The 18,409-nt window shown below is 66.3% G+C and carries 20 protein-coding genes and 1 tRNA gene; 11 read left to right on the forward strand and 10 right to left on the reverse strand.

Features of this window, described 5'->3' with window-relative positions:
- Positions 1-5 precede the first annotated feature (5 nt).
- Together LKE06_RS14655 and LKE06_RS14660 are read right to left on the reverse strand one after the other, a co-directional pair.
- Positions 6-338 (reverse strand): AzlD domain-containing protein, encoded by a 333-nt coding sequence (locus LKE06_RS14655; RefSeq protein ID WP_227999186.1) that lies wholly within the window; start codon positions 336-338, stop codon positions 6-8.
- Entirely contained in the window at positions 335-1,036 is a 702-nt protein-coding gene (locus LKE06_RS14660; protein ID WP_227999187.1) for an AzlC family ABC transporter permease, read from the reverse strand. The genes LKE06_RS14655 and LKE06_RS14660 overlap by 4 nt, the downstream gene beginning before the upstream one ends.
- 102 nt (positions 1,037-1,138) lie before the next feature.
- Between LKE06_RS14660 and LKE06_RS14665 the strand changes: the two genes are divergently transcribed.
- Positions 1,139-1,687 carry a helix-turn-helix domain-containing protein gene (locus LKE06_RS14665; protein WP_227999444.1) on the forward strand — a complete coding sequence of 183 codons (549 nt, stop codon included), beginning with the start codon at positions 1,139-1,141 and terminating at the stop codon, positions 1,685-1,687.
- 2 nt (positions 1,688-1,689) lie between these two features.
- Here the strand turns inward: LKE06_RS14665 and LKE06_RS14670 are convergent, their stop codons facing one another.
- Positions 1,690-2,424: an HNH endonuclease gene (locus tag LKE06_RS14670; protein WP_227999188.1), complete on the reverse strand. Its 735-nt coding sequence runs from the start codon at positions 2,422-2,424 to the stop codon at positions 1,690-1,692.
- Positions 2,425-2,650: 226 nt separating this feature from the next.
- Between LKE06_RS14670 and LKE06_RS14675 the strand changes: the two genes are divergently transcribed.
- From LKE06_RS14675 to LKE06_RS14690, 4 genes are all read left to right on the forward strand, one after another.
- Positions 2,651-3,070 carry a globin gene (locus LKE06_RS14675; protein ID WP_227999189.1) on the forward strand — a complete coding sequence of 140 codons (420 nt, stop codon included), beginning with the start codon at positions 2,651-2,653 and terminating at the stop codon, positions 3,068-3,070.
- A gap of 151 nt (positions 3,071-3,221) precedes the next feature.
- Entirely contained in the window at positions 3,222-4,808 is a 1,587-nt protein-coding gene (locus LKE06_RS14680; protein WP_227999445.1) for a glycoside hydrolase family 13 protein, read from the forward strand.
- Between the two features lie 126 nt (positions 4,809-4,934).
- The gene (gene ctaJ, locus LKE06_RS14685) at positions 4,935-5,213 is read left to right on the forward strand and encodes an aa3-type cytochrome oxidase subunit CtaJ (protein WP_227999190.1); all 279 of its coding nucleotides are present in this window, start codon (positions 4,935-4,937) and stop codon (positions 5,211-5,213) included.
- Positions 5,200-5,664, forward strand: coding sequence for a DUF5130 domain-containing protein (locus tag LKE06_RS14690; protein WP_227999191.1), 465 nt, complete (start codon positions 5,200-5,202; stop codon positions 5,662-5,664). Before ctaJ ends, LKE06_RS14690 begins: the two co-directional genes overlap by 14 nt.
- Positions 5,665-5,720: 56 nt before the next feature.
- On the opposite strand, the gene pepN is transcribed toward LKE06_RS14690, so the two are convergent.
- Complete coding sequence (gene pepN, locus LKE06_RS14695) at positions 5,721-8,333, reverse strand: aminopeptidase N (RefSeq protein ID WP_227999192.1); 2,613 nt, start codon at positions 8,331-8,333, stop codon at positions 5,721-5,723.
- A 116-nt stretch (positions 8,334-8,449) separates the two neighbouring features.
- Between pepN and LKE06_RS14700 the strand changes: the two genes are divergently transcribed.
- Positions 8,450-9,286 (forward strand): phosphoribosylaminoimidazolesuccinocarboxamide synthase, encoded by an 837-nt coding sequence (locus LKE06_RS14700; protein WP_227999193.1) that lies wholly within the window; start codon positions 8,450-8,452, stop codon positions 9,284-9,286.
- Between the two features lie 52 nt (positions 9,287-9,338).
- On the opposite strand, the gene LKE06_RS14705 is transcribed toward LKE06_RS14700, so the two are convergent.
- Entirely contained in the window at positions 9,339-9,821 is a 483-nt protein-coding gene (locus tag LKE06_RS14705; protein WP_227999194.1) for an NUDIX hydrolase, read from the reverse strand.
- 63 nt (positions 9,822-9,884) lie between these two features.
- On the opposite strand from LKE06_RS14705, the gene LKE06_RS14710 reads away from it, so the two are divergent.
- Positions 9,885-10,106 (forward strand): DUF2510 domain-containing protein, encoded by a 222-nt coding sequence (locus tag LKE06_RS14710; RefSeq protein ID WP_227999195.1) that lies wholly within the window; start codon positions 9,885-9,887, stop codon positions 10,104-10,106.
- Between the two features lie 4 nt (positions 10,107-10,110).
- On the opposite strand, the gene LKE06_RS14715 is transcribed toward LKE06_RS14710, so the two are convergent.
- From LKE06_RS14715 to LKE06_RS14725, 3 genes are all read right to left on the reverse strand, one after another.
- Positions 10,111-11,358, reverse strand: coding sequence for an RNA polymerase sigma factor (locus LKE06_RS14715; RefSeq protein WP_227999196.1), 1,248 nt, complete (start codon positions 11,356-11,358; stop codon positions 10,111-10,113).
- A 22-nt stretch (positions 11,359-11,380) separates the two neighbouring features.
- Positions 11,381-11,782 carry a YciI family protein gene (locus LKE06_RS14720; protein ID WP_227999197.1) on the reverse strand — a complete coding sequence of 134 codons (402 nt, stop codon included), beginning with the start codon at positions 11,780-11,782 and terminating at the stop codon, positions 11,381-11,383.
- A 120-nt stretch (positions 11,783-11,902) separates the two neighbouring features.
- Positions 11,903-13,126, reverse strand: coding sequence for an NAD(P)/FAD-dependent oxidoreductase (locus tag LKE06_RS14725; RefSeq protein WP_227999198.1), 1,224 nt, complete (start codon positions 13,124-13,126; stop codon positions 11,903-11,905).
- A 170-nt stretch (positions 13,127-13,296) separates the two neighbouring features.
- Between LKE06_RS14725 and LKE06_RS14730 the strand changes: the two genes are divergently transcribed.
- Positions 13,297-13,935, forward strand: coding sequence for a mycothiol-dependent nitroreductase Rv2466c family protein (locus tag LKE06_RS14730; protein WP_308188358.1), 639 nt, complete (start codon positions 13,297-13,299; stop codon positions 13,933-13,935).
- A 72-nt stretch (positions 13,936-14,007) separates the two neighbouring features.
- Here the strand turns inward: LKE06_RS14730 and LKE06_RS14735 are convergent, their stop codons facing one another.
- Positions 14,008-15,237, reverse strand: coding sequence for a M48 family metallopeptidase (locus tag LKE06_RS14735; RefSeq protein WP_308188359.1), 1,230 nt, complete (start codon positions 15,235-15,237; stop codon positions 14,008-14,010).
- 71 nt (positions 15,238-15,308) lie between these two features.
- Here LKE06_RS14735 and LKE06_RS14740 point away from each other — a divergent pair, with 71 nt between their 5' ends.
- Both LKE06_RS14740 and LKE06_RS14745 read left to right on the forward strand, forming a co-directional pair.
- Positions 15,309-15,782 carry a ribose-5-phosphate isomerase gene (locus LKE06_RS14740; protein ID WP_227999200.1) on the forward strand — a complete coding sequence of 158 codons (474 nt, stop codon included), beginning with the start codon at positions 15,309-15,311 and terminating at the stop codon, positions 15,780-15,782.
- A 23-nt stretch (positions 15,783-15,805) separates the two neighbouring features.
- On the forward strand, positions 15,806-16,627 hold the full coding sequence (locus LKE06_RS14745) for an Fpg/Nei family DNA glycosylase (protein WP_227999201.1): 822 nt from the start codon (positions 15,806-15,808) through the stop codon (positions 16,625-16,627).
- Positions 16,628-16,848: 221 nt separating this feature from the next.
- Here LKE06_RS14745 and LKE06_RS14750 read toward each other — a convergent pair whose 3' ends face one another.
- Positions 16,849-17,793 carry a GGDEF domain-containing protein gene (locus LKE06_RS14750; protein WP_227999202.1) on the reverse strand — a complete coding sequence of 315 codons (945 nt, stop codon included), beginning with the start codon at positions 17,791-17,793 and terminating at the stop codon, positions 16,849-16,851.
- Positions 17,794-18,243: 450 nt separating this feature from the next.
- On the opposite strand from LKE06_RS14750, the gene LKE06_RS14755 reads away from it, so the two are divergent.
- Positions 18,244-18,317, forward strand: a tRNA-Gly gene (locus tag LKE06_RS14755).
- Positions 18,318-18,409 lie beyond the last annotated feature (92 nt).

Raw genomic sequence — 18,409 nt, forward strand, 5'->3', positions numbered from 1 at the left:
GACGGTCAGGACACGCCGAGTAGCCGCAAACCTGCGGTGGTCGCGGCCGCGGCAACGATGACGACGAGCAGCGGCCGGTCACGCCACGCCAGCACGCCACCCACCAGCACGCCGGCGGGCAGCGCGAAGCCTACGTGTCCGGACCCGACGGGAACCGCAGTCACCGCGACCAGCGCGGCGAGCAGCACCACCGCCCCGATATCCAGCAATTGTGTTGCGCGATCGGGGAATCGGATCCGATTCCGTAGCATGGGACCGGCCCACCGGAACGCGTAGGTGCCGCAGGCCAGCATGAGCGCGGCGGCCAGCAGCAATGGCGAAACCAAGTGCGAATTCATCCCTCGCCCCGTTCGGTGGAGGAGGCGGCCCCCCGGTCCCATGCCGCGAACACCACACCGATCAACGCGATCAGCACCGGCATCCCGGCAGGCAGAAAGGGCGCACTCGCGACGGCCGTTGCCGCACCGACCAGCGCCGCACGCATCGTCGTCGCCCGTGCGCGCAGCGCGGGCACCACCAGCGCGAGTAGCACCGCGGGGAACACCGCGTCCAAGCCGATCACCGAGGTATCGGGCACAACGGTCCCGATGACCGCACCGATCGCCGCGCCACCGGGCCAAGCGAGCAGCACCCCGAGTCCACTGATCCAGTACGTGGCGCGCCTGCGCGAGACATCGGACTGTGCGAGCGCGAGTGCGACGGATTCGTCGTTCATCACGTGCACCCCGATCGGCCGCCGCCATCCGGTGCCGACCACATCGGGAATCGACAGTCCATAGGGCACATGCCTGGCATTGACCAGCAGTCCGGCGAAGGCTGCCGCGAAAGGACTACCGCCCGCGGCGATAATGCCGATGAACAGGAATTCCGAGCCACCGGCCAGGATCAGGACGCCGAGGACAATCGGCAGCCAGAGCGGAAAGCCCGAGGTGACGGCGGTCGCACCGTAGGAAACTCCGATCAGCACGACCGCGAGACATACCGCTGCGATGCCTGACAGTGTGTCCCGATCGAGTGTTCGCCATATCGAACGCATGTTGTTTATAGTGAACGATGAGGCGTCGGTTCGTCAATGTGGTTTTCTGTTGGGCGGTCTTTCAACTCGACGGGAGCAAATACGGTGCCAGACGAGCAGAAGGTGGCGACACCGCAGGCGGCGATCGCTGCCTCGCTACGCCGGGAACGCGCACGCGCGGGCCTGTCTCTCACCGAGGTCGCGAACCGCGCCGGTATCGCGAAATCAACACTGTCCCAACTCGAATCGGGCGCGGGCAACCCCAGCATCGAGACGCTTTGGGCACTGTGCGTCGCCTTGGATATGCCGTTCTCCAGGCTGCTCGATCCGCCGCGGCCGAGTGTTCAGGTGATCCGGGCGGGTGAGGGCCCGGTCGTGGCAGCCGAAGCGTCGGACTATCGCGCCACGTTGCTGGCCGCGAGCCCGCCGAACGCCCGTCGCGATCTCTTCCGGGTCACCGCCGAGCCCGGCCACGCACGCACCTCCGAGCCGCATATGCCGGGCGCGGTCGAACATGTGCTGCTCGCCGCGGGTCGCGCGCGGGCCGGGCTCGTGGCATCACCGGTCGAGCTTCGACCGGGCGATTACATCTCCTACCCGGCCGACGTGGTGCATGTGTTCGAGGCGCTCGAATCAGGGACGTGGGCGACGTTGATGGTCGAATACACCTGAGCTCAGGCGGCGCCTTCACCGAGATACTGCAACCACACCGGATCGAGATCGGCGGTAGTGGACAGCAATCGCCAGTGCGGACCCTTCGGCGAGATCAGCGGTGAGCGCAGCGTCCAGCCCAGCTCGCTGAGTAGTTTGTCGGCCTTGCGGTGGTTGCATGGCGCGCAGCTGGCGACGCAGTTTTCCCAGGAATGTTCGCCGCCGCGGCTGCGTGGGATGACGTGATCGATGGTCTCGGCCTTGCCGCCGCAGTAGCCGCAGCGGTAGCGGTCGCGGTGCATGAGCGCGGCACGGGTCATCGGAACCCGAGCCCGATAGGGCACATGGACATAACTGCGCAATCGGATGACCGACGGAATGGTGAGTGCGGACTCGGCCGAATGGACAACCGGCCCATCGGGATCGTGGTGCACGGTGTCTGCTTTATCGCAGATCAGCAGGACGACTGCGCGGCGCGCGGACAGGGCGGTGAGCGGCTCGTAGGTGGCGTTCAGCAGCAGCACCCGGCGCTTCAACCAGTTGATGCCCTCGCTGGGGACGGGCGTGAGGTGGTGACCATTCTCACCATGATGGGAGAGGCCGCCGTTCGGGACGGTCTCGTCGGTGCGATGCGCACCCGGGAAATGATCGGACAGAATGTGCAGCGGAGTAGCCCCCGACCCACGATTGTGGACGTCGGCGGGCTGGAGTTGTCGGTGCGTTCTGGCCTCGTGTGATCGGCCGCGCCGCTGCTTCATGTGGACCCCGATTTCCTGGATTTCAAGATCATGTGGTATTTGGGCAGACACTGCCACCCAGTTGACCATGGAACGTCGGACATTGCACGGTGATTTCGAACAATGTCGGATGAACTGTGGTTGCAGGGCTGCCAGGCTGTGACGCGGGCACAATGGACTGCGGTCACTGAGCGACCGCTTGCGGATCGCTCGAACAACGAGCATTCGGCCCAATCGAAAGGACCTGATGATTTCCGGCGAGCAAACGGCGGGTCAGACAGCCACGCAGTCGTTCTACGACGCGGTGGGTGGCGCTGTGACATTCCAGCGGATCCTCGGAGCGTTCTATCGTGAGGTCGCCGCCGACGAGGTGTTGCGCCCGCTGTACCCGGAAGAGGATCTCGGTCCGGCCGAGCGACGGTTGCGCATGTTCCTAGAGCAGTACTGGGGCGGGCCTCGCACCTATTCCGAGGAACGCGGGCATCCGCGCCTGCGGATGCGGCACATGCCGTTCAAGATCGGCCCGGTGGAGCGCGACGCATGGCTGCGTTGCATGCGCATCGGCGTGGCGGAAATCGAGCCGGAGGTTCTCGATGACGAGCACCGCACGGCATTGCTCGGCTATCTGGAGAATGCGGCGAATTCGCTGATGAACGCGGATTGGTGAGATCGTTTTCGCCGAGTGTGGTGGTAGGGCGCGGGTTTTCACCGGCGCCCTCGAACGCTGGTGATTTGCCCGATGTCGAGAACTCTGGCGGGCTTGAGCAAATTTGCCGCATTGTTTTGGCACTATTACCCGTGTGACTGATACACCAGCCATGACGGCGCCGGTGGATCGCACCACGCAACCATGGTGGCGGTCTGCCGTGTTCTACCAGGTTTATCCCCGATCCTTCGCGGACTCCGACGGTGATGGCACCGGCGATCTCGGCGGCATCCGCGACAAGCTCGGCTATCTGGAACTACTGGGGGTGGACGCGCTCTGGGTATGTCCTGTCATGCGTTCGCCGATGGTCGACGGTGGCTACGACGTTTCCGATCCGCGCGATATCGACCCGCTGTTCGGTGGCCTGGAGGCGATGGACGAACTGATCGCTGAGGCGCACGACCGTCATATCAAGATCACGATGGACTTGGTCCCCAACCACACCAGCAGTGAACATCCATGGTTCACCGCGGCATTGGCCGCCGCCCCCGACAGCGCGGAACGCGCTCGCTACATCTTCCGGCCGGGCCGCGGACCCGATGGCGCGCAGCCGCCGAACAATTGGCCGAGCATCTTCGGCGGGCCCGCCTGGACCCGCGTCACCGAGGCCGACGGCAGCCCCGGTGATTGGTATCTGCACATCTTCGCGCCCGAGCAGCCCGACCTGAACTGGGACAACCCCGAGGTCGCCGCCGATTTCGAACAGACGCTGCGATTCTGGCTCGACCGTGGTGTCGACGGCTTCCGCCTCGATGTCGCGCACGGAATGGCCAAACCCAACGGGTTGCCCGATCTGGCGGAAGTCTCGACCAAGATGCTCGTTCACGACGACAGCGACCTACGTTTCAACAATCCCGGCGTACACGACATTCACCGTCGCATCCGCAAGGTGCTCGACGAATATCCGGACGCGGTCGCCATCGGCGAGGTGTGGGTCGATGACAACACCCGCTTCAGTGAGTACGTGCGTCCCGACGAACTGCATTTGGCCTTCAACTTCCGCCTCGCCGAGACGGCGTTCACCTCCGACGCGGTACGCGCGGCGATCGAGAACTCCCTTGCGGCAGTCGGCCCGGTTGAGGCCACACCGACCTGGACGCTGTCCAACCACGACGTCGAACGCGAGGTCACCCGGTACGGCGGCGGTGCCGAGGGGGTGGCGCGGGCCAGAGCGATGATGATGGTGGAGTTGGCCCTGCCGGGTGCGGTGTTCATCTACAACGGTTCCGAACTGGGCCTGCCGAACGCGGACGATCTGCCGGAGGCGGCTTTGCGGGACCCGGTGTGGGAGCGTTCCGGGCACACCGAGCGAGGTCGCGATGGCTGCCGGGTGCCGATCCCGTGGGAGGGCGCCGCGCCACCGTTCGGGTTCACCACCGCCGCGGAATCCTGGTTGCCGATTCCGTCGCAGTGGGCGGCGCTCACTGTGGAGGCGCAACTGGAGGAGCTCGGCTCCACGGTCTCGCTCTATCGGATGGCCATCGAATTACGCGGTGTTCGAAAGGAATTCGCTGGTCCGGACATCGAGTGGTTCGGCTGCCCGGCGGATTGCCTCGCCTTCCGGAGACCAGGCGGATTGGTCTGTGTACTGAACGCGTCGACCGCGCCGATCGCCCTGCCGCCCGGCGATGTACTGCTGGCGAGCGCGCGCCCGGAGCACGGAAAGCTGCCCGCGAACGCCGCGGCCTGGCTGGTCTGACCGAGTGCGAACCCGGCCCCGCGTGCGCCCGAACCGGCCGCACACGGGGCCGGTCCGCGCCGACATGAATCAGCGGCGGCCCCACCGGAGGAAGATCTACTACACGCGATCGTCTACCGTTGGTCCGTGAGCATTCTCGAGACAGTGTTGATCTTCGCGGGCATTCCGCTGGTGATCTACGGCGCGATCGCCGGATTGTCGTATCTCGGTAAGCCACTCGCCGGTGAGAAACCGGTTCACTACGACCTCGGTCAGAAGTGGACCCAGCCACCGGTGCTGTGGAGTGCGACTGACGAGGTGACCAGCCAGGGGCACCACGACATTGCGACGCCGCATGGTAGCCATGCGGCTATCGAATCCGCCGCGGCGGAGCTGATCGGAGGCCGGGCAAGTGGCAAGTTCTAATTGGCCCGCGGTGGTAGAGGCCGATCTGCCGCACGGCTACGTGGTCACCAGCAGCGGTCGCGTGTCCGGCGTGCACGAAGCCGGTGACGTGTTCAAGGAAGCCCCGTTCAGCGATGTCGAGCGGCTGATCATGGATAACACGCTCACCGAGGCGACCAGGGCGACCAAGGTCCGCTTCAACGTCTATTTCGGCGATCTCGGCGCGGATCCGGCCACCGGCGTCGACGCGATCTTCCCCGTGACGCCAGAGGCGGCGCGCTCGGTGCTCATCGCCGTTTCCCCCAATAGTCGCGCGATCGAGGTCAGGTCGGGTAGCGAGGTCGCCGACCGCGCCAACGATCGGGTCTGCCAGCTCGGCGTCACCGCCGCGCTCAGCTCCTTCCGGCAGGGGCAGCTCATCGACGGCGTGGTTTCCGCGGTCCGCGTGATGGCGGCTGCCATCGGCAGGTAGTTCTTCTCGTGCCACCGGCGCGTTCACCCGAAGCGGGTGAACGCGCCGATCGCGTTTCAGGATTCGGCGTCGAAAGCGCGGGCACGCAGCGAACGCTCGACGCCCGCCTTGCCCTCGATCACCAGTCGCCGCAGGGCCGGCGGGTGATCGCCTGCGAGGAACTTGTCCGCGGTCGTGATTGCTTCCGCACTGATCGCCCACGCCGGGTAGAGGCCGATCACGACGGTCTGGGCCACCTCGCTGGAGCGGCGCTCCCAGACACCGGGAATCTCGTCGAAATAACGCTGCACGTACGGCGCGAGCAGCTCGCCCTGACCGGCGGGCGCGAAGCCGCCGACGATCGCCCTGGCGGTGATGTTCGGCACCGAATCATCGCCGATCACCGTCGCCCACGCCTGCTCTTTCACCGCGGCGATCGGACGAGCCGTCGCGGCGGCCGCGGCATGCCGCTTGCCCGCAGCGGTCGGGTCGTTGGCCAGTTCCTGGTCGATGATCGGGGTAGCGGTGCCATCCGCATCGATCTCGCCCGCCGCGGCGAGTGCCGTGACGATTCGCCAGCGCAGATCGGTGTCGACGGCCAGGCCGTCCAAACCGGCCTCAGCCGGATCGCCGCCACCTGCTTGCGGGTCGCTCGAAACGGTACCGAGCAGCGAACGCAATACATCCGCGTGCCGCGGCGAGAGCTTGGCGCCGGTGAGCGCGTTGACGAAGGCGAGCTGATGGTCCGAACCCGCCTCGGCCGCACGGGCCAATTCGAGCAGGCGATCGGCGAATCCGGCCCAGCCGGTGGTTGCTGCCCATTCCGGATCGGCGTAGCTGCCGAGCGCGGTATTCGCCTGCATCAGAAGTCGTTGCACCACACCGATTTCGGTCTCGGCGCCGATGCCGCGCTGGACCAGGGCAACGAAGTCGCGCGCACGCATTTCCGCCTGCCTGGTCATCTCCCACGCGGCCGACCAGGCCAGCGTGCGCGGCAGCGGCTCGGCGATATCACCGATGCGGTTCACCAGGACGTCGAGCGAATCGGCATCCAGACGCACCGAGCAGTAGGTGAGATCGTCGTCATTGACCAGCACCAGCTTGCCACGCGCCACGCCGACCAGTTCGGGGATCTCGGTGCGCTCGGCCGCCTCCAGGTCGAGTTCGACGCGCTTGGTGCGCACCAGCTTCCCATCCTGATCGTCGTAGACGCCGACGGCGAGCCGGTGCACGCGCTGCTCGCCCGCGCCGGGCTGCGCGCCCTCCTGCACGAGGGCGAACGAGGTGAACTTGCCATCGGCGTCTACCTCGAAGGACGGCCGCAGGATATTCAACCCGGTGGTCTTGAGCCACTGCGCACCCCAGGTCGACAGGTCACGACCCGAGGACTTCTCCAGCGCCGCGAGCAGATCGTCGAAAGTGGCGTTGTCGTAGGCATGTTCGGCGAAATACGCGCGCAGCCCGGCCAGGAACGGCTCGAGCCCGACATAGGCGACCAACTGCTTCAGGACGCTGGCGCCCTTGGCGTAGGTGATGCCGTCGAAGTTGACCTCGACCGCGGCCAGGTCGGGAATGTCGGCGGCGATGGGGTGCGTCGAGGGCAGCTGGTCCTGGCGGTAGGCCCAGGACTTCTCCACATTCGCGAATGTGGTCCAGGCGCTGGCATATTCGGTGGCTTCGGACTGGCACAGCACCGAGGCGAAGGTCGCGAACGACTCGTTCAACCACAGGTCGTCCCACCACTTCATGGTGACCAGGTCGCCGAACCACATGTGCGCCATCTCGTGCAGCACGGTCTCCGCGCGCCGCTCGTAGGAAGCGCGGGTGACCTTGGACCGGAAAACGTAGTCCTCGAGGAAGGTCACCGCTCCCGCGTTCTCCATGGCGCCGGCGTTGAACTCCGGGACGAACAGTTGGTCGTACTTGCCGAACGCGTACGGCACGCCGAAGTTCTTGTGGTAGAAGCCGAATCCCTGCTTGGTCTCGGTGAACAGCCGGTCGGCGTCCATATGCTCGGCCAGCGACGCGCGGCAGTAGATGCCGAGCGGGATGGTGCCGTGGTCGTCGGTGTACGCATCCGTCCATTGCGCGTACGGGCCCGCGATCAGCGCGACCAGGTAGGTGCTCAGCTTCGGGGTGGTGCGGAAGATGTGCTTGGTCCGGTCGGTCGCCAGGGTTTCCACGACCGCGCCGTTGGAGATGACCTGCCAATCGGTGGGCGCGGTCACCGAGATATCGAAGGTGGCCTTGAGGTCCGGCTGATCGAAGCAGGCGAACATGCGCTTGGCGTCCGCTGTTTCGAACTGTGAGTACAGGTAGACCGCGTCGTCGGTCGGATCGACGAAACGGTGCAGGCCCTCACCGGTATTCGAGTACTCGCAGTCGGCCTCGACCACGAGTTCGTTGCGTTCGGCCAGCGCGGTGAGGGTGATTCCGGTGGACTCGTCGTAGTTGGCGATATCGATCGGTGCGCCGTTGAGCGCCGCGGAGCGGATGCCGCGGGCGACGATGTCGATGAACGTGCTCGCGCCCGGCGTCGCCGTGAAGGTGACCGTGCTGCGCGAGGAAAACGTCTGCTCGCCCGGTTTACCGGCCCCGTCGGTCAGGTCGAGTTCGATGCGGTAGTTCTCGACCGACACTGTCGAGGCGCGTTCGATCGCCTGGTCGCGAGTCAGGTTGGGTGCAGACATGGGACTCCTTACATGGTTCGACGAACTTGCGTTGGGTCCCACAATGCCACCTCGGTAAGGTGGCCCGCGCGGAACTTTTTCTCATAAACCCTATCGACCAGGATCGGAGCTGCGACGTGAAGCACATCCACGCAGGCAAGGTGCGCGACCTCTACGAGGATGGCGACACCCTGCTGCTGGTGGCGTCGGACCGGGTGTCGGTGTACGACGTGGTGCTGCCCACGGCGATTCCGGACAAGGGTGCGCTGCTGACGCAGCTGTCGAACTGGTGGTTCGAATTCCTCGGCGACATCCCCAACCACGTGGTGTCGGCCACCGACGTGCCGGTCGAGTTCGCCGGTCGCGGCATCAGGGTCAAGCCGCTGAAGATGGTGCAGGTCGAGTGCATCGCGCGCGGCTACCTGGTGGGATCGGGGCTGAAGGAATATCAGCAGGTGGGCTCAGTGTCGGGCGTCGCGCTGCCGCCCGGTCTGTGCGAGGGCGACAAGCTGCCGGAGCCGATCTTCACCCCGACCACCAAGGCGTCCGAGGGCCACGACGAGCCGATCACTTTCGCGGATGTGGTGAACCAGGAGGGGCGCGAGGTCGCCGAGCAATTGCGCGATCTCACCTTGACGATCTACTCGCGCGGTGCCGAGCACGCGGCGGGTCGGGGTGTGATAGTCGCCGACACCAAGGTCGAGTTCGGCTGGGACGGTGACACTCTCGCCCTCGGCGATGAGGTCCTGACCTCGGACTCGTCGCGCTTCTGGCCGGCCGATGAATGGGAGCCGGGCCGCCCGCAGCGCTCCTTCGACAAGCAGTTCGTCCGGGATTGGTCGACCTCGACCGGCTGGAACAAGGAATACCCCGGCCCGGAGATCCCCGCCGACATCGTCGAGGCGACGCGGCGCAAGTACATGGAAGCCTACGAGCTGATCACCGGACAGACCTGGAACGGCGTGCGGGCGTAGATGTTTCGGCGGGCTCGCCGCGTGCGGCGCAGCATCCGGGGCAGGCCGTGCGTCAGTGCGTCGTGAGCCGCTCGGCCAGGCGAGCCAGGAGTGGGCGCTGGCCCGCGCCGAGTTTGTCGTGCGCGGTCGCCAGGTCGAACCAGGCGGCGCGGTCGATCTCCGGAAAGCTGGTGCGGCGACCGGATTTCGGCGGCCATTCCAGCTCGAAGGTGCCTGGCACGACCGCGGCCGGGTCCAGGTCGGCCTCGATCGCCCAGACGGCCAGCTCTTTGCCGCTCTTGCCGCTGCCGTAGCGGACCTCGCCGAGCGGTAGCCACTCGCCGGGCGGCACGGGAAGTCCGAGTTCTTCGGTGAACTCCCGTTGCGCGGCGGCCCGGGCGGTTTCCTGCTCGGGGTCGAATTCGCCCTTCGGGATGGACCACGCCTCATTGTCCTTGCGCGCCCAGAACGGGCCGCCCATATGCCCGATCAGGACCTCGGTGTCACCAGAGGTCCTGCGGAACAACACAATCCCGGCGCTGAATTTGGTTGCCACCCCAGCAGTCTGCCGTGCCTGGCCGTCGACTGCGAGCGACTGACCGAGCGGCATAATGATCAGATGGGAGCGTTGAGCATCTGGCACATCTTCATTCTGCTCATCCTGCTTGTAGTGATCGGCATCGTCGTGCTCATCATCAAGACAGGATCGAGCTCCCAGCCGGGACAGCGCCCCCCGGGTGGGCCCGCTCCCGGCTGGTACCCCGACCACGCTGACCCGGCCCTTCTTCGCTGGTTCGATGGCTATCAGTGGACCAACCAAACCCAAGCCCGCCGATGGTGAGCAGCTAGTTCCGATCTTTGCCGCGCGCCGCGCGGAGGCGGCGGAGTTGGGCGGCGCGGATGGTCAGGTAGTCGCGCTCCGGAATGCTGGTGGTGCGGCCCGCAGCGGTGGTGTATGAGGCGATGGCGGCGTCGAAATCCCCTGCCATTTCCTGCAAATGGCCACGGACCGCGTCGAGTCGGTGGTTGCCGGAGAGCTGGTTGTCGAGGGTATCGGCGAGCTCCAGACCGGCGGCGGGGCCGTGCACCATGGCGACGGCGACGGCTCGGTTGAGCGTCACCATCGGGTTGTTCGAGATGCGCTCGATCATGGTGTAGAGGGCCAGGATTCGGGTCCAGTCGGTGTCCTCGGCGCGCACGGCTTGGGCGTGCAGTGCGGCGATCGCCGCCTGTAGTTGGTAGGTGCCGTTGAGGCCACGGGGGAGCGTGCCGGTGACCAGCGTGACGCCCTCGATGATCGACCGCCGGTCCCACAGCGTGCGGTTCTGTTCGGCGAGCGGGATCAGCTCACCGTGTGGACCGGTGCGCGCGGCGCGGCGCGAGTCGGTGAGCAGCATCAGCGCGAGCAGGCCCGTGACCTCGGTGTTATCGGGGAGCAGTCGGTGTATCGACCTGGTCAGCCGAATCGCCTCACCGCACAGATCGGTCCGTTGCAGGTCGGGTCCCGTGGTAGCGGTGTGGCCCTCGTTGAAGATCAGGTAGAGCACGTGCAGTACCGAGTCCACTCGTTCGTGCCATTCGGCCGCACCGGGCCGGACGAAGGGGCGGTCGATGGCGGCGAGCTTCTTCTTCGCGCGCGTGATCCGTTGCGCCATCGTCGCTTCCGGGAGCAGAAACGCATACGCGATCTCGGCGGTGCCAAGGCCGCCGACGGCCCGCAGCGTCAGCGCGATGGCACCGGCCGAGGACAGTGCCGGGTGGCAGCACAGGAAGAACATGGCGAGCGTGTCGTCCCGGTCGACGGCCGCCGCCTCTGGTACGTCGCGCTCGAAAACCGTTGTCTCCCTGCGCCGTCGGGCCACCTCGGCGCGAACAGTATCCACCATGCGGCGTGCCGCGACCTGGATCAGCCACCCGCGCGGGCTATCCGGCATCCCCTCGGCCGGCCACTGTGTCGCCGCCGCGAGCATGGCTTCCTGCAACGCGTCCTCAGCGGTATAGAAGTCACCGAACCGGCGGACCAGCGTGCCGAGGACCTGGGGCGCCAGTTCACGCAGCAGGTCCTCGACGCCTGCGGGCAGTGTCCCGGTCATCGCGAACCGCGGACGAATTCGGTCACAGCTGGCTGGCGGGAGCGCCCATGACCTGGCGCACTTCGATGTACTCGCCGATCGGCTTGCCACCCGGTCCCGGTGCCTGCGACGCCTGCGCTGCGATCTCGAGCGCGCGCTGTGGGCTGTCCACGTCGACGAGCCAATATCCGGCCAGGAACTCTTTGGTCTCCGGGAATGGACCATCGGTGACCACCGGCGCCGACCGGCCGTCGGAGCTGACCAGCACGGCCTGCTCCGGTCCGGTCAGTCCCTGGCCGTCGACGAACTCACCGGATTTGGCGAGTTCGGCGCCGAGCTCACGCTGGAAGTCGATGTGCGCCTCGATCTCCTCCGGCGTCCACTCGGTCATCGGAGTGTCGCAGTTGGCGGCGGGGCCGTAGGTCTTGAGCAGCATGTACTTCATGACTGTGTTCCTTACCGTTCGGTGCGTCCGTGTGACGCTCTCGCGGTGAGGTCGGAGCCCGCAGCGTCAATTCGACACGTTCTGTCTGTCGATGCGGTGATCCGCATCATAAATTTCCGGCTACAAGGCGATCGAGGGATCGGCGAGACGGTCCGGCTCGACCTGTTGGCCGATCAGTTCCTTGATCCGATCGGTCACATCCCAGACATTGACGTTCATCCCCGCGAGCACCCGGTTGTCGGCGTCGAGCCAGAACGCGACGAACTCGCGTTTCGCCAGGTCACCGCGGACCACTACTCGCGTGTAGTCGCCGGGGGCGGCATATCCGGTGTACTCCATCCCCAGGTCGTACTGGTCGGTGAAGAAGTAGGGCCAGCGATCATAGGAGGCGGACTTACCGAGCATGGTCGCGGCCGCGACCGCAGGTTGGTTGAGCGCGTTCGCCCAGTGCTCCACTCGGATACGACGTCCGAGCACCGGATGCAGTTGCTCGGCTATATCGCCGACGGCCACAATGGCGGGGTCACTCGTGGCCAGGTTCGCATCGACGAGCACGCCGCCATCGACCGCGAGACCGGCATCGGCGGCAAGTCCGATATTCGGGCCGGCGCCGATCGCGACCAACACCGCGTCGGCCTCGATCACCGTGCCATCGCCCAGCCGCACCCCATTCGCTATATCGGCCAGGTTGTGATGGGTCGTGATCTCACTGACCTCGGCGCCGAAGCGGAAGTCCACACCGTGTTCGCGGTGCAGCTCTGCGAAAACCGCGCCCATCTCGGGTCCGAGCGCCCTGAGTAACGGCAGCTCGGCGGCTTCGACAATGGTGACCTCGACCCCGGCCGCGCGGGCGGCCGCGGTGACCTCCAAGCCGATCCAGCCCGCACCGATCACCACGATGCGCCGTGCCGTTTCGAACAATTCGATCAGGGTGTCGGAGTCCTCGATGGTGCGCAGCGTGTACACCGACCTGGCGTCCATGCCGGGGATCGGCAGCCGGCGTGGTGTCGAACCGGTCGCCAGCGCGAGCCGATCGTAGCCGAGTGTGGAACCGTCGGGCAGCGTCACGGTCTTGGCGGCCGGATCGATCGCGTCGACCGTGGTGCCGAGCCGGAGATCTATGTGGTGATCGCGGTACCACTGGCCAGGATTGACGGTGAAGTCCTCGAGCGACTTCTTACCCAGCAGATGTTCCTTCGACAGTGGTGGTCGGTCGTATGGCAGCTGTTCTTCGGCACCGATCACGGTGACGGACCCGTCGAAATCGTTGTCCCGCAGTGCTTCCGCGAGTTTCGCGGCGGCCAGCCCGCCGCCGACGATGACGAAGTGACGATCAGAGGTCATTGCGGACTCCTTGTCTGAAAGGGAACCGGACTCCTGCGTCTCAACCCTACTGTGACCAGCGGCGGCGTTGTCCGGAAAACGGCGCGGGAACGAATTGCGTACCGGCGTGGTTGGCCGAAATAGCGACGCGTAGAGACCGGCGCTGTTCGACTATGAGGAGGAAGCGACTCGTGAGCACTGACAAGGATGTTGCCGATTTCTGGTTCGACCCGCTGTGCCCCTGGTGCTGGATAACCTCGCGCTGGATCATCGAGGTCGAGCAGGTCCGCGATATCGAGGTCCGATTCCACGTGATGAGCCTGGCGGTGCTCAACGAGGGTCGCGACGGCATACCCGACGGATACAAGGAGCTGCTCGCCACCGGTTGGGGGCCGGTCCGGGTCGCTATCGCCGCCGCGCAGCAGCACGGTGACAAGGTGCTCGCACCGCTGTATACCGCGATGGGCACCCGCATCCACAACCGGCGCGACGAGTACGTACAGGACTCGCGCGCGGAAAAACTCACCGCGGTGATCGCGGATTCCCTCGCCGAAGTCGGTCTGCCCGCCACGCTGGCCGAGGCGGCCGAGAGCACCGACTACGACGATGCGCTGCGCCAGAGCCACCATGAAGGCATGGACATGGTCGGCCCCGATGTCGGCACCCCGACGATTCACATCAATGGCGCCGCATTCTTCGGCCCGGTGCTTTCGCGGATCCCCCGCGGCGAACAGGCTGGGAAGCTGTGGGACGCCGCGGTGACCCTGGCGGGCTACCCACACTTTTACGAACTCAAGCGCACCCGTACCGAGGACCCGTCCTTCGACTAGCGGTTGCGAGTCGCGACCGGATGCGCCGATCACCGGCGGCGGAGTCGGGCGATGGAGGGGCGAAAGCCATTGTCAGGCGACGGGTTTCGGCGGCAACGCCGGAACCTCGCCGTATCCGGTCGGGTAGCCGCCCGCCGGTGGCGCACCGGCGGGACGGATCGGGCGCAGGAACATGCGCCCGTGCCTGCTGCGGTCGCGCAGTGCCCACATGCGCCAGGTCAGCACCGGATGCGAGGACATCGCGTTGACCGCCCACACGAAGAAGCCCTTCTCCGCCGCCGCCCGATCGGCCATCTCGTCGAAGCCGACGAGAGTGTTCATGTACTTGCCCGCGGCCAGGGTGCCCATCGCCGCTCGCGCGCCGGTATGCCGGTAGCAGAAGCCGTGGTTGTCGGCGGTGTACTCCTGCGCGCGGATCAGTGAACTGCCCAGGATCGGCATGAACGGCGCCAGGTACATGCCGAGCTGCCGCCAATAGGACACATGCCCGGCGGCGATATGCCCGACCTCGTGACCGATGATGAACGCCAGCGCGTCTGGTTCCCGTGCCGCACCGCCGATTTCGAACAGGTCGCTGTACACCGCGACAAAACGCCGGAATCCGTGTCCGGAGGCGAAGGCGTTGATCTGCCCGTTGCCGAGCAGCACGTACGCGTCGGGGACCTTCTTCATACCGAACCTGGCCGCCGCCTCGACCACCATCTGATACCCCTCGGGAAACTGCGTCGGCGACATCTTGACGCCATTGACCCGCAGGCCCGCGAAGGTCTGTCCGCGAATGAACCACACCAGCAATGGCGCGGCGAGCAGCGCGAGGATGTATTCGTTGATGGTGCCCGTCGCCGCGAGCAGGATCGCGAGCAAGAACCCGACAACGGTGATCATCACAACCACGATCAGCAGCGGGATCTCCCAAAGGTGCCGGGCGGGCATGCCGAACGGGGACAGTCCGCGCGGCAGGCTCTGCGGCGGGCTCATCGGTGGCGCCGGTGGGCCGCCGTAGGGCGAAGGCCGATAGGGCGTATTGCCATAGGGGGCCGTGCCATACGGCGGTGCGGGAAAGGGCGGTGCGGGGTAGGACGGTGCGGGGTAGGACGGCGCGGGGTAGGACGGCGCGGGGTAGGACGGCGCGGGGTAGGACGGCGCGGGGTAGGACGGCGCGGGGTAGGACTCAGCAGGATTCGGCGCAGCGGGGTCCGGTGTCGCGGGCGCGTCCTGAGTCTGGTCCCGGCCGGCCTGCTGGGCGTACGGGTCGAGCGGCTGGCCCGTCTGCTGGTGCGGCTTGGAGTCGTGCGGCTGCATGGAACGAACTCTATTCAGTCGCGATGTCCCCTGTCGTAGGGCGCCGGAGACGGCCTGACACAATCGCTGCCATGCGCGTATACCTGGGTGCCGACCATGCTGGTTTCGAACTGAAGAATCTCGTCAAGGCTCATCTGGAACAGGCGGGCCATCAGGCCGTCGATTGTGGCGCCCTCGAATACGATGCTCTCGACGATTATCCCGCGTTCTGCATCGAGGCGGCGCGGCGCACCGTCGCCGATCCGGGCAGCCTCGGGCTCGTATTCGGTGGCAGCGGAAACGGTGAGCAGATCGCCGCGAACAAGGTGGAAGGTGCGCGCTGCGCCCTGGCCTGGAGCGTGGAGACCGCGAAGCTGGCCCGCGAACACAACAACGCCCAGCTGATCGGCATCGGCGGCCGCATGCACTCCACCGAGGAAGCGCTCGCCATCGTCGACGCCTTCCTCGCCACCCCGTGGTCCGGTGAGGCTCGCCATCAGCGCCGCATCGACATCCTCGCGGAGTACGAGAAGACCGGCGTCGCGCCCGCTTTGCCCGCGAACTGACGTTATCGGGGTCGTAATCCGCTGTGCCTGAAGGACATACGCTGCACCGTCTCGCGCGGCTGCATCAGCGGCGCTTCGCAGGCGGTGTGGTGCGAGTGTCGAGCCCGCAGGGCAAGTTCGCCGCCGGAGCCGCGCGGGTCGACGGGCAGGTGTTGGTGCGGGCCGAGGCGTGGGGTAAGCACCTGCTGCACCACTACGATTCGGGGCTGGTCGTCCACGTTCATCTGGGGTTGTACGGAAAGTTCTTCGACGCGCCCATGCCGATGGGTGAGCCGGTCGGTGAGGTTCGGATGCGGCTGTTCGGGGACGGTTCGGCCGCCGAGCCCGGCTACGGCACCGACCTGCGCGGCCCCACCGCGTGCGAGGTGTACACCGACCCGGAAGTGGCGGCCCTGACCGAGCGGCTCGGCCCCGATCCGTTGCGTCGCGGCTCCGATCCCGATCGAGCCTGGCAGCGAATTCACCGCTCGCGCAGGCCGATCGGTGCTCTGCTGATGGACCAGCGGGTGGTCGCCGGGGTGGGCAATGTCTACCGCGCGGAACTGCTGTTCCGGCACGGCATTTCGCCACAGCGGCCCGGAACCGCGCTGACCGCCGACGAGTGGGCGGCGATGTGGAGCGACCTCGTAGCGCTCATGCGGGTCGGTGTACGGGTCGGCAAGATGGTCGTGGTGCGGCCCGAGGACGATCACGGCGAACCTTCCTATGCGGCGGACCGGCCACGCACCTATGTCTACCGCCGCCCCGGTTCGGCCTGCCGGATCTGCGGCACGACGGTCGCACACACCGTCCTCGAGGGGCGAAACCTGTTCTGGTGCCCCAGCTGTCAGCCTCCAGCTGGCTGACCTCCGGTAGGCAGCGGCTTGCCGGCGCGGCGTTGGGCCGCAGTTCGGTCACGGCGAGTCGCACGTTTCTGGAATCGCACGTGCGCGCCCGCGTATCCGCGCTACCGAACGTGACGATATGTGCGGGCCCGCATCGATCGGCGAACACGTGAAGCCGCCGACGACCAGCAGCGATGGGTGACCTAACGGCCGAGAGCGACGCTGGGGGTGGCGCGTCGCCCTCAGCCCGCCACCGCGGTTTCGATATCCGGTTCCTTCGGCTCGGCGGGCGCGAAACGCTTGCCGCCCGCGGTTTTCGCCGCGTACATCGCGCGGTCGGCCCGCCGTAGCAGGTCGGTGAAATCGCATGGGGTGCCCGGCGCGCAGTAGGCGGTTCCGACACTCGCCGACACCGGGACCGGCCCCGCCGTCGACCACACCGGGTCGCGCAGCGCGCCGACGATCTGGTGTGCCAAATCGTCGAGGTTGTTCTGGTCGGGATTGATAGCGAGTACGAACTCGTCGCCGCCGTAGCGGCAGATCACCGTGTCGGGCGGACAGATCTCGCGCAGCCTGCGGGCGAGCTCCACGAGCACCTCGTCGCCGACCGCGTGCCCGAAGCCGTCGTTGATCTGTTTGAACCGGTCGAGGTCGATCAGCAGCAGGCCGACCCCACGGGCCGGGTCGGTCGCCATCAGCTTCACCCGATCCTGGAGCAGGGTGCGATTGGCCAGATCGGTGAGTGCGTCGTGGGTCGCCTCGTGCCGCAATCGATGCTGCAAAGCGGCGATCTCCTGGACGCGCAGCGATACTGCGGCCGAAATATGTTGCTCCTGCTGGGCGAGCGCCCGTTCCTGCAACGCCTGGGCATAGCTGTCGATGGCCTGACTCGCGACCAACGGCCAGCGGGTGGCGACCAGCGATCCCGGTGTGCCCGCGAGAAAACCGAGTAGCCAACGGGTGGCCTGCGCCAGCATCCTGGTCCGTTCGAATGGCGCTTCCACCAGTCGTGCGCCGAGCTTTCGTGCGGCGGGCACCGGGAAGGGCTCGGACTCGGCCAAATGGAGCAGTTGTTCGATGATCTCGACGAGTACCGGTTCCAGCTGTTTCGGTGCGGCGTGTGAGCCGGGCTCGGCGCAGACAGCATGCGCCCACGCCCTGGCCATCCTTACTACCTCGGTCGACATCGCACTCACCCGGCACAGGTCCGGTCGGTACCCCGGTGCCGTGTGCCCGCACCGGCGCCGGTGCGGCCCCGATCGTCCCCACTGCTACGCGGTTGGGTCCACCTAGCTTGGTGCACGCTCACCGCCCCCTTTCCAGGTACCCCCGTCCGGCAAAAAGGATCCTAGCAAGCCACTCGGCTTCGAAATACGTCGTTTTACAACGTGTTCGCGAACCCTCGCGAATGGCGATCGGGTATGACATCGCTCAGGAGGCCGAGACGTTACATATCAATTTTCATTCGCTGAGAAGTCGCGGACCGGAACGCCGAGGGCGCGCCGGGAAGGGGGAAACGGGTGCGGCATCCCGCTGGAATCGACTGTTGTTACCCGCTGATTGGCGTTTCCGAAGCGAGGTTCGGTACAGTCGGTGCGCACGCGACATCGTGGCGATCCCATCGGTGTCGTTTGCCTGCGGGTGTAGTTCAATGGTAGAACCTCAGCCTTCCAAGCTGATGGTGCGGGTTCGATTCCCGTCACCCGCTCCACCGAAAAACAGTCACTGACCAGCGCCGGAGCAACATCCGGCCAATCAGCTCAAACGGCTAGTGTAGCCAAATGTGTAGCCAACACACCCTCT

The sequence above is a fragment of the Nocardia australiensis genome, from assembly GCF_020733705.1.
GTDB classification, from domain to species: Bacteria; Actinomycetota; Actinomycetes; order Mycobacteriales; family Mycobacteriaceae; genus Nocardia; species Nocardia australiensis.

Excerpts from the sequence above, each read along its gene's own strand:
- LKE06_RS14655 (WP_227999186.1), bottom strand. The coding sequence starts at position 338 with ATGAATTCGCACTTGGTTTCGCCATTGCTGCTGGCCGCCGCGCTCATG.
- LKE06_RS14660 (WP_227999187.1), bottom strand. The coding sequence starts at position 1,036 with ATGCGTTCGATATGGCGAACACTCGATCGGGACACACTGTCAGGCATC.
- LKE06_RS14670 (WP_227999188.1), bottom strand. The coding sequence starts at position 2,424 with ATGAAGCAGCGGCGCGGCCGATCACACGAGGCCAGAACGCACCGACAA.
- LKE06_RS14675 (WP_227999189.1), top strand. The coding sequence starts at position 2,651 with ATGATTTCCGGCGAGCAAACGGCGGGTCAGACAGCCACGCAGTCGTTC.
- LKE06_RS14680 (WP_227999445.1), top strand. The coding sequence starts at position 3,222 with ATGACGGCGCCGGTGGATCGCACCACGCAACCATGGTGGCGGTCTGCC.
- pepN (WP_227999192.1), bottom strand. The coding sequence starts at position 8,333 with ATGTCTGCACCCAACCTGACTCGCGACCAGGCGATCGAACGCGCCTCG.
- LKE06_RS14710 (WP_227999195.1), top strand. The coding sequence starts at position 9,885 with ATGGGAGCGTTGAGCATCTGGCACATCTTCATTCTGCTCATCCTGCTT.
- LKE06_RS14715 (WP_227999196.1), bottom strand. The coding sequence starts at position 11,358 with ATGACCGGGACACTGCCCGCAGGCGTCGAGGACCTGCTGCGTGAACTG.
- LKE06_RS14720 (WP_227999197.1), bottom strand. The coding sequence starts at position 11,782 with ATGAAGTACATGCTGCTCAAGACCTACGGCCCCGCCGCCAACTGCGAC.
- LKE06_RS14725 (WP_227999198.1), bottom strand. The coding sequence starts at position 13,126 with ATGACCTCTGATCGTCACTTCGTCATCGTCGGCGGCGGGCTGGCCGCC.
- LKE06_RS14735 (WP_308188359.1), bottom strand. The coding sequence starts at position 15,237 with ATGCAGCCGCACGACTCCAAGCCGCACCAGCAGACGGGCCAGCCGCTC.
- LKE06_RS14740 (WP_227999200.1), top strand. The coding sequence starts at position 15,309 with ATGCGCGTATACCTGGGTGCCGACCATGCTGGTTTCGAACTGAAGAAT.
- LKE06_RS14750 (WP_227999202.1), bottom strand. The coding sequence starts at position 17,793 with ATGTCGACCGAGGTAGTAAGGATGGCCAGGGCGTGGGCGCATGCTGTC.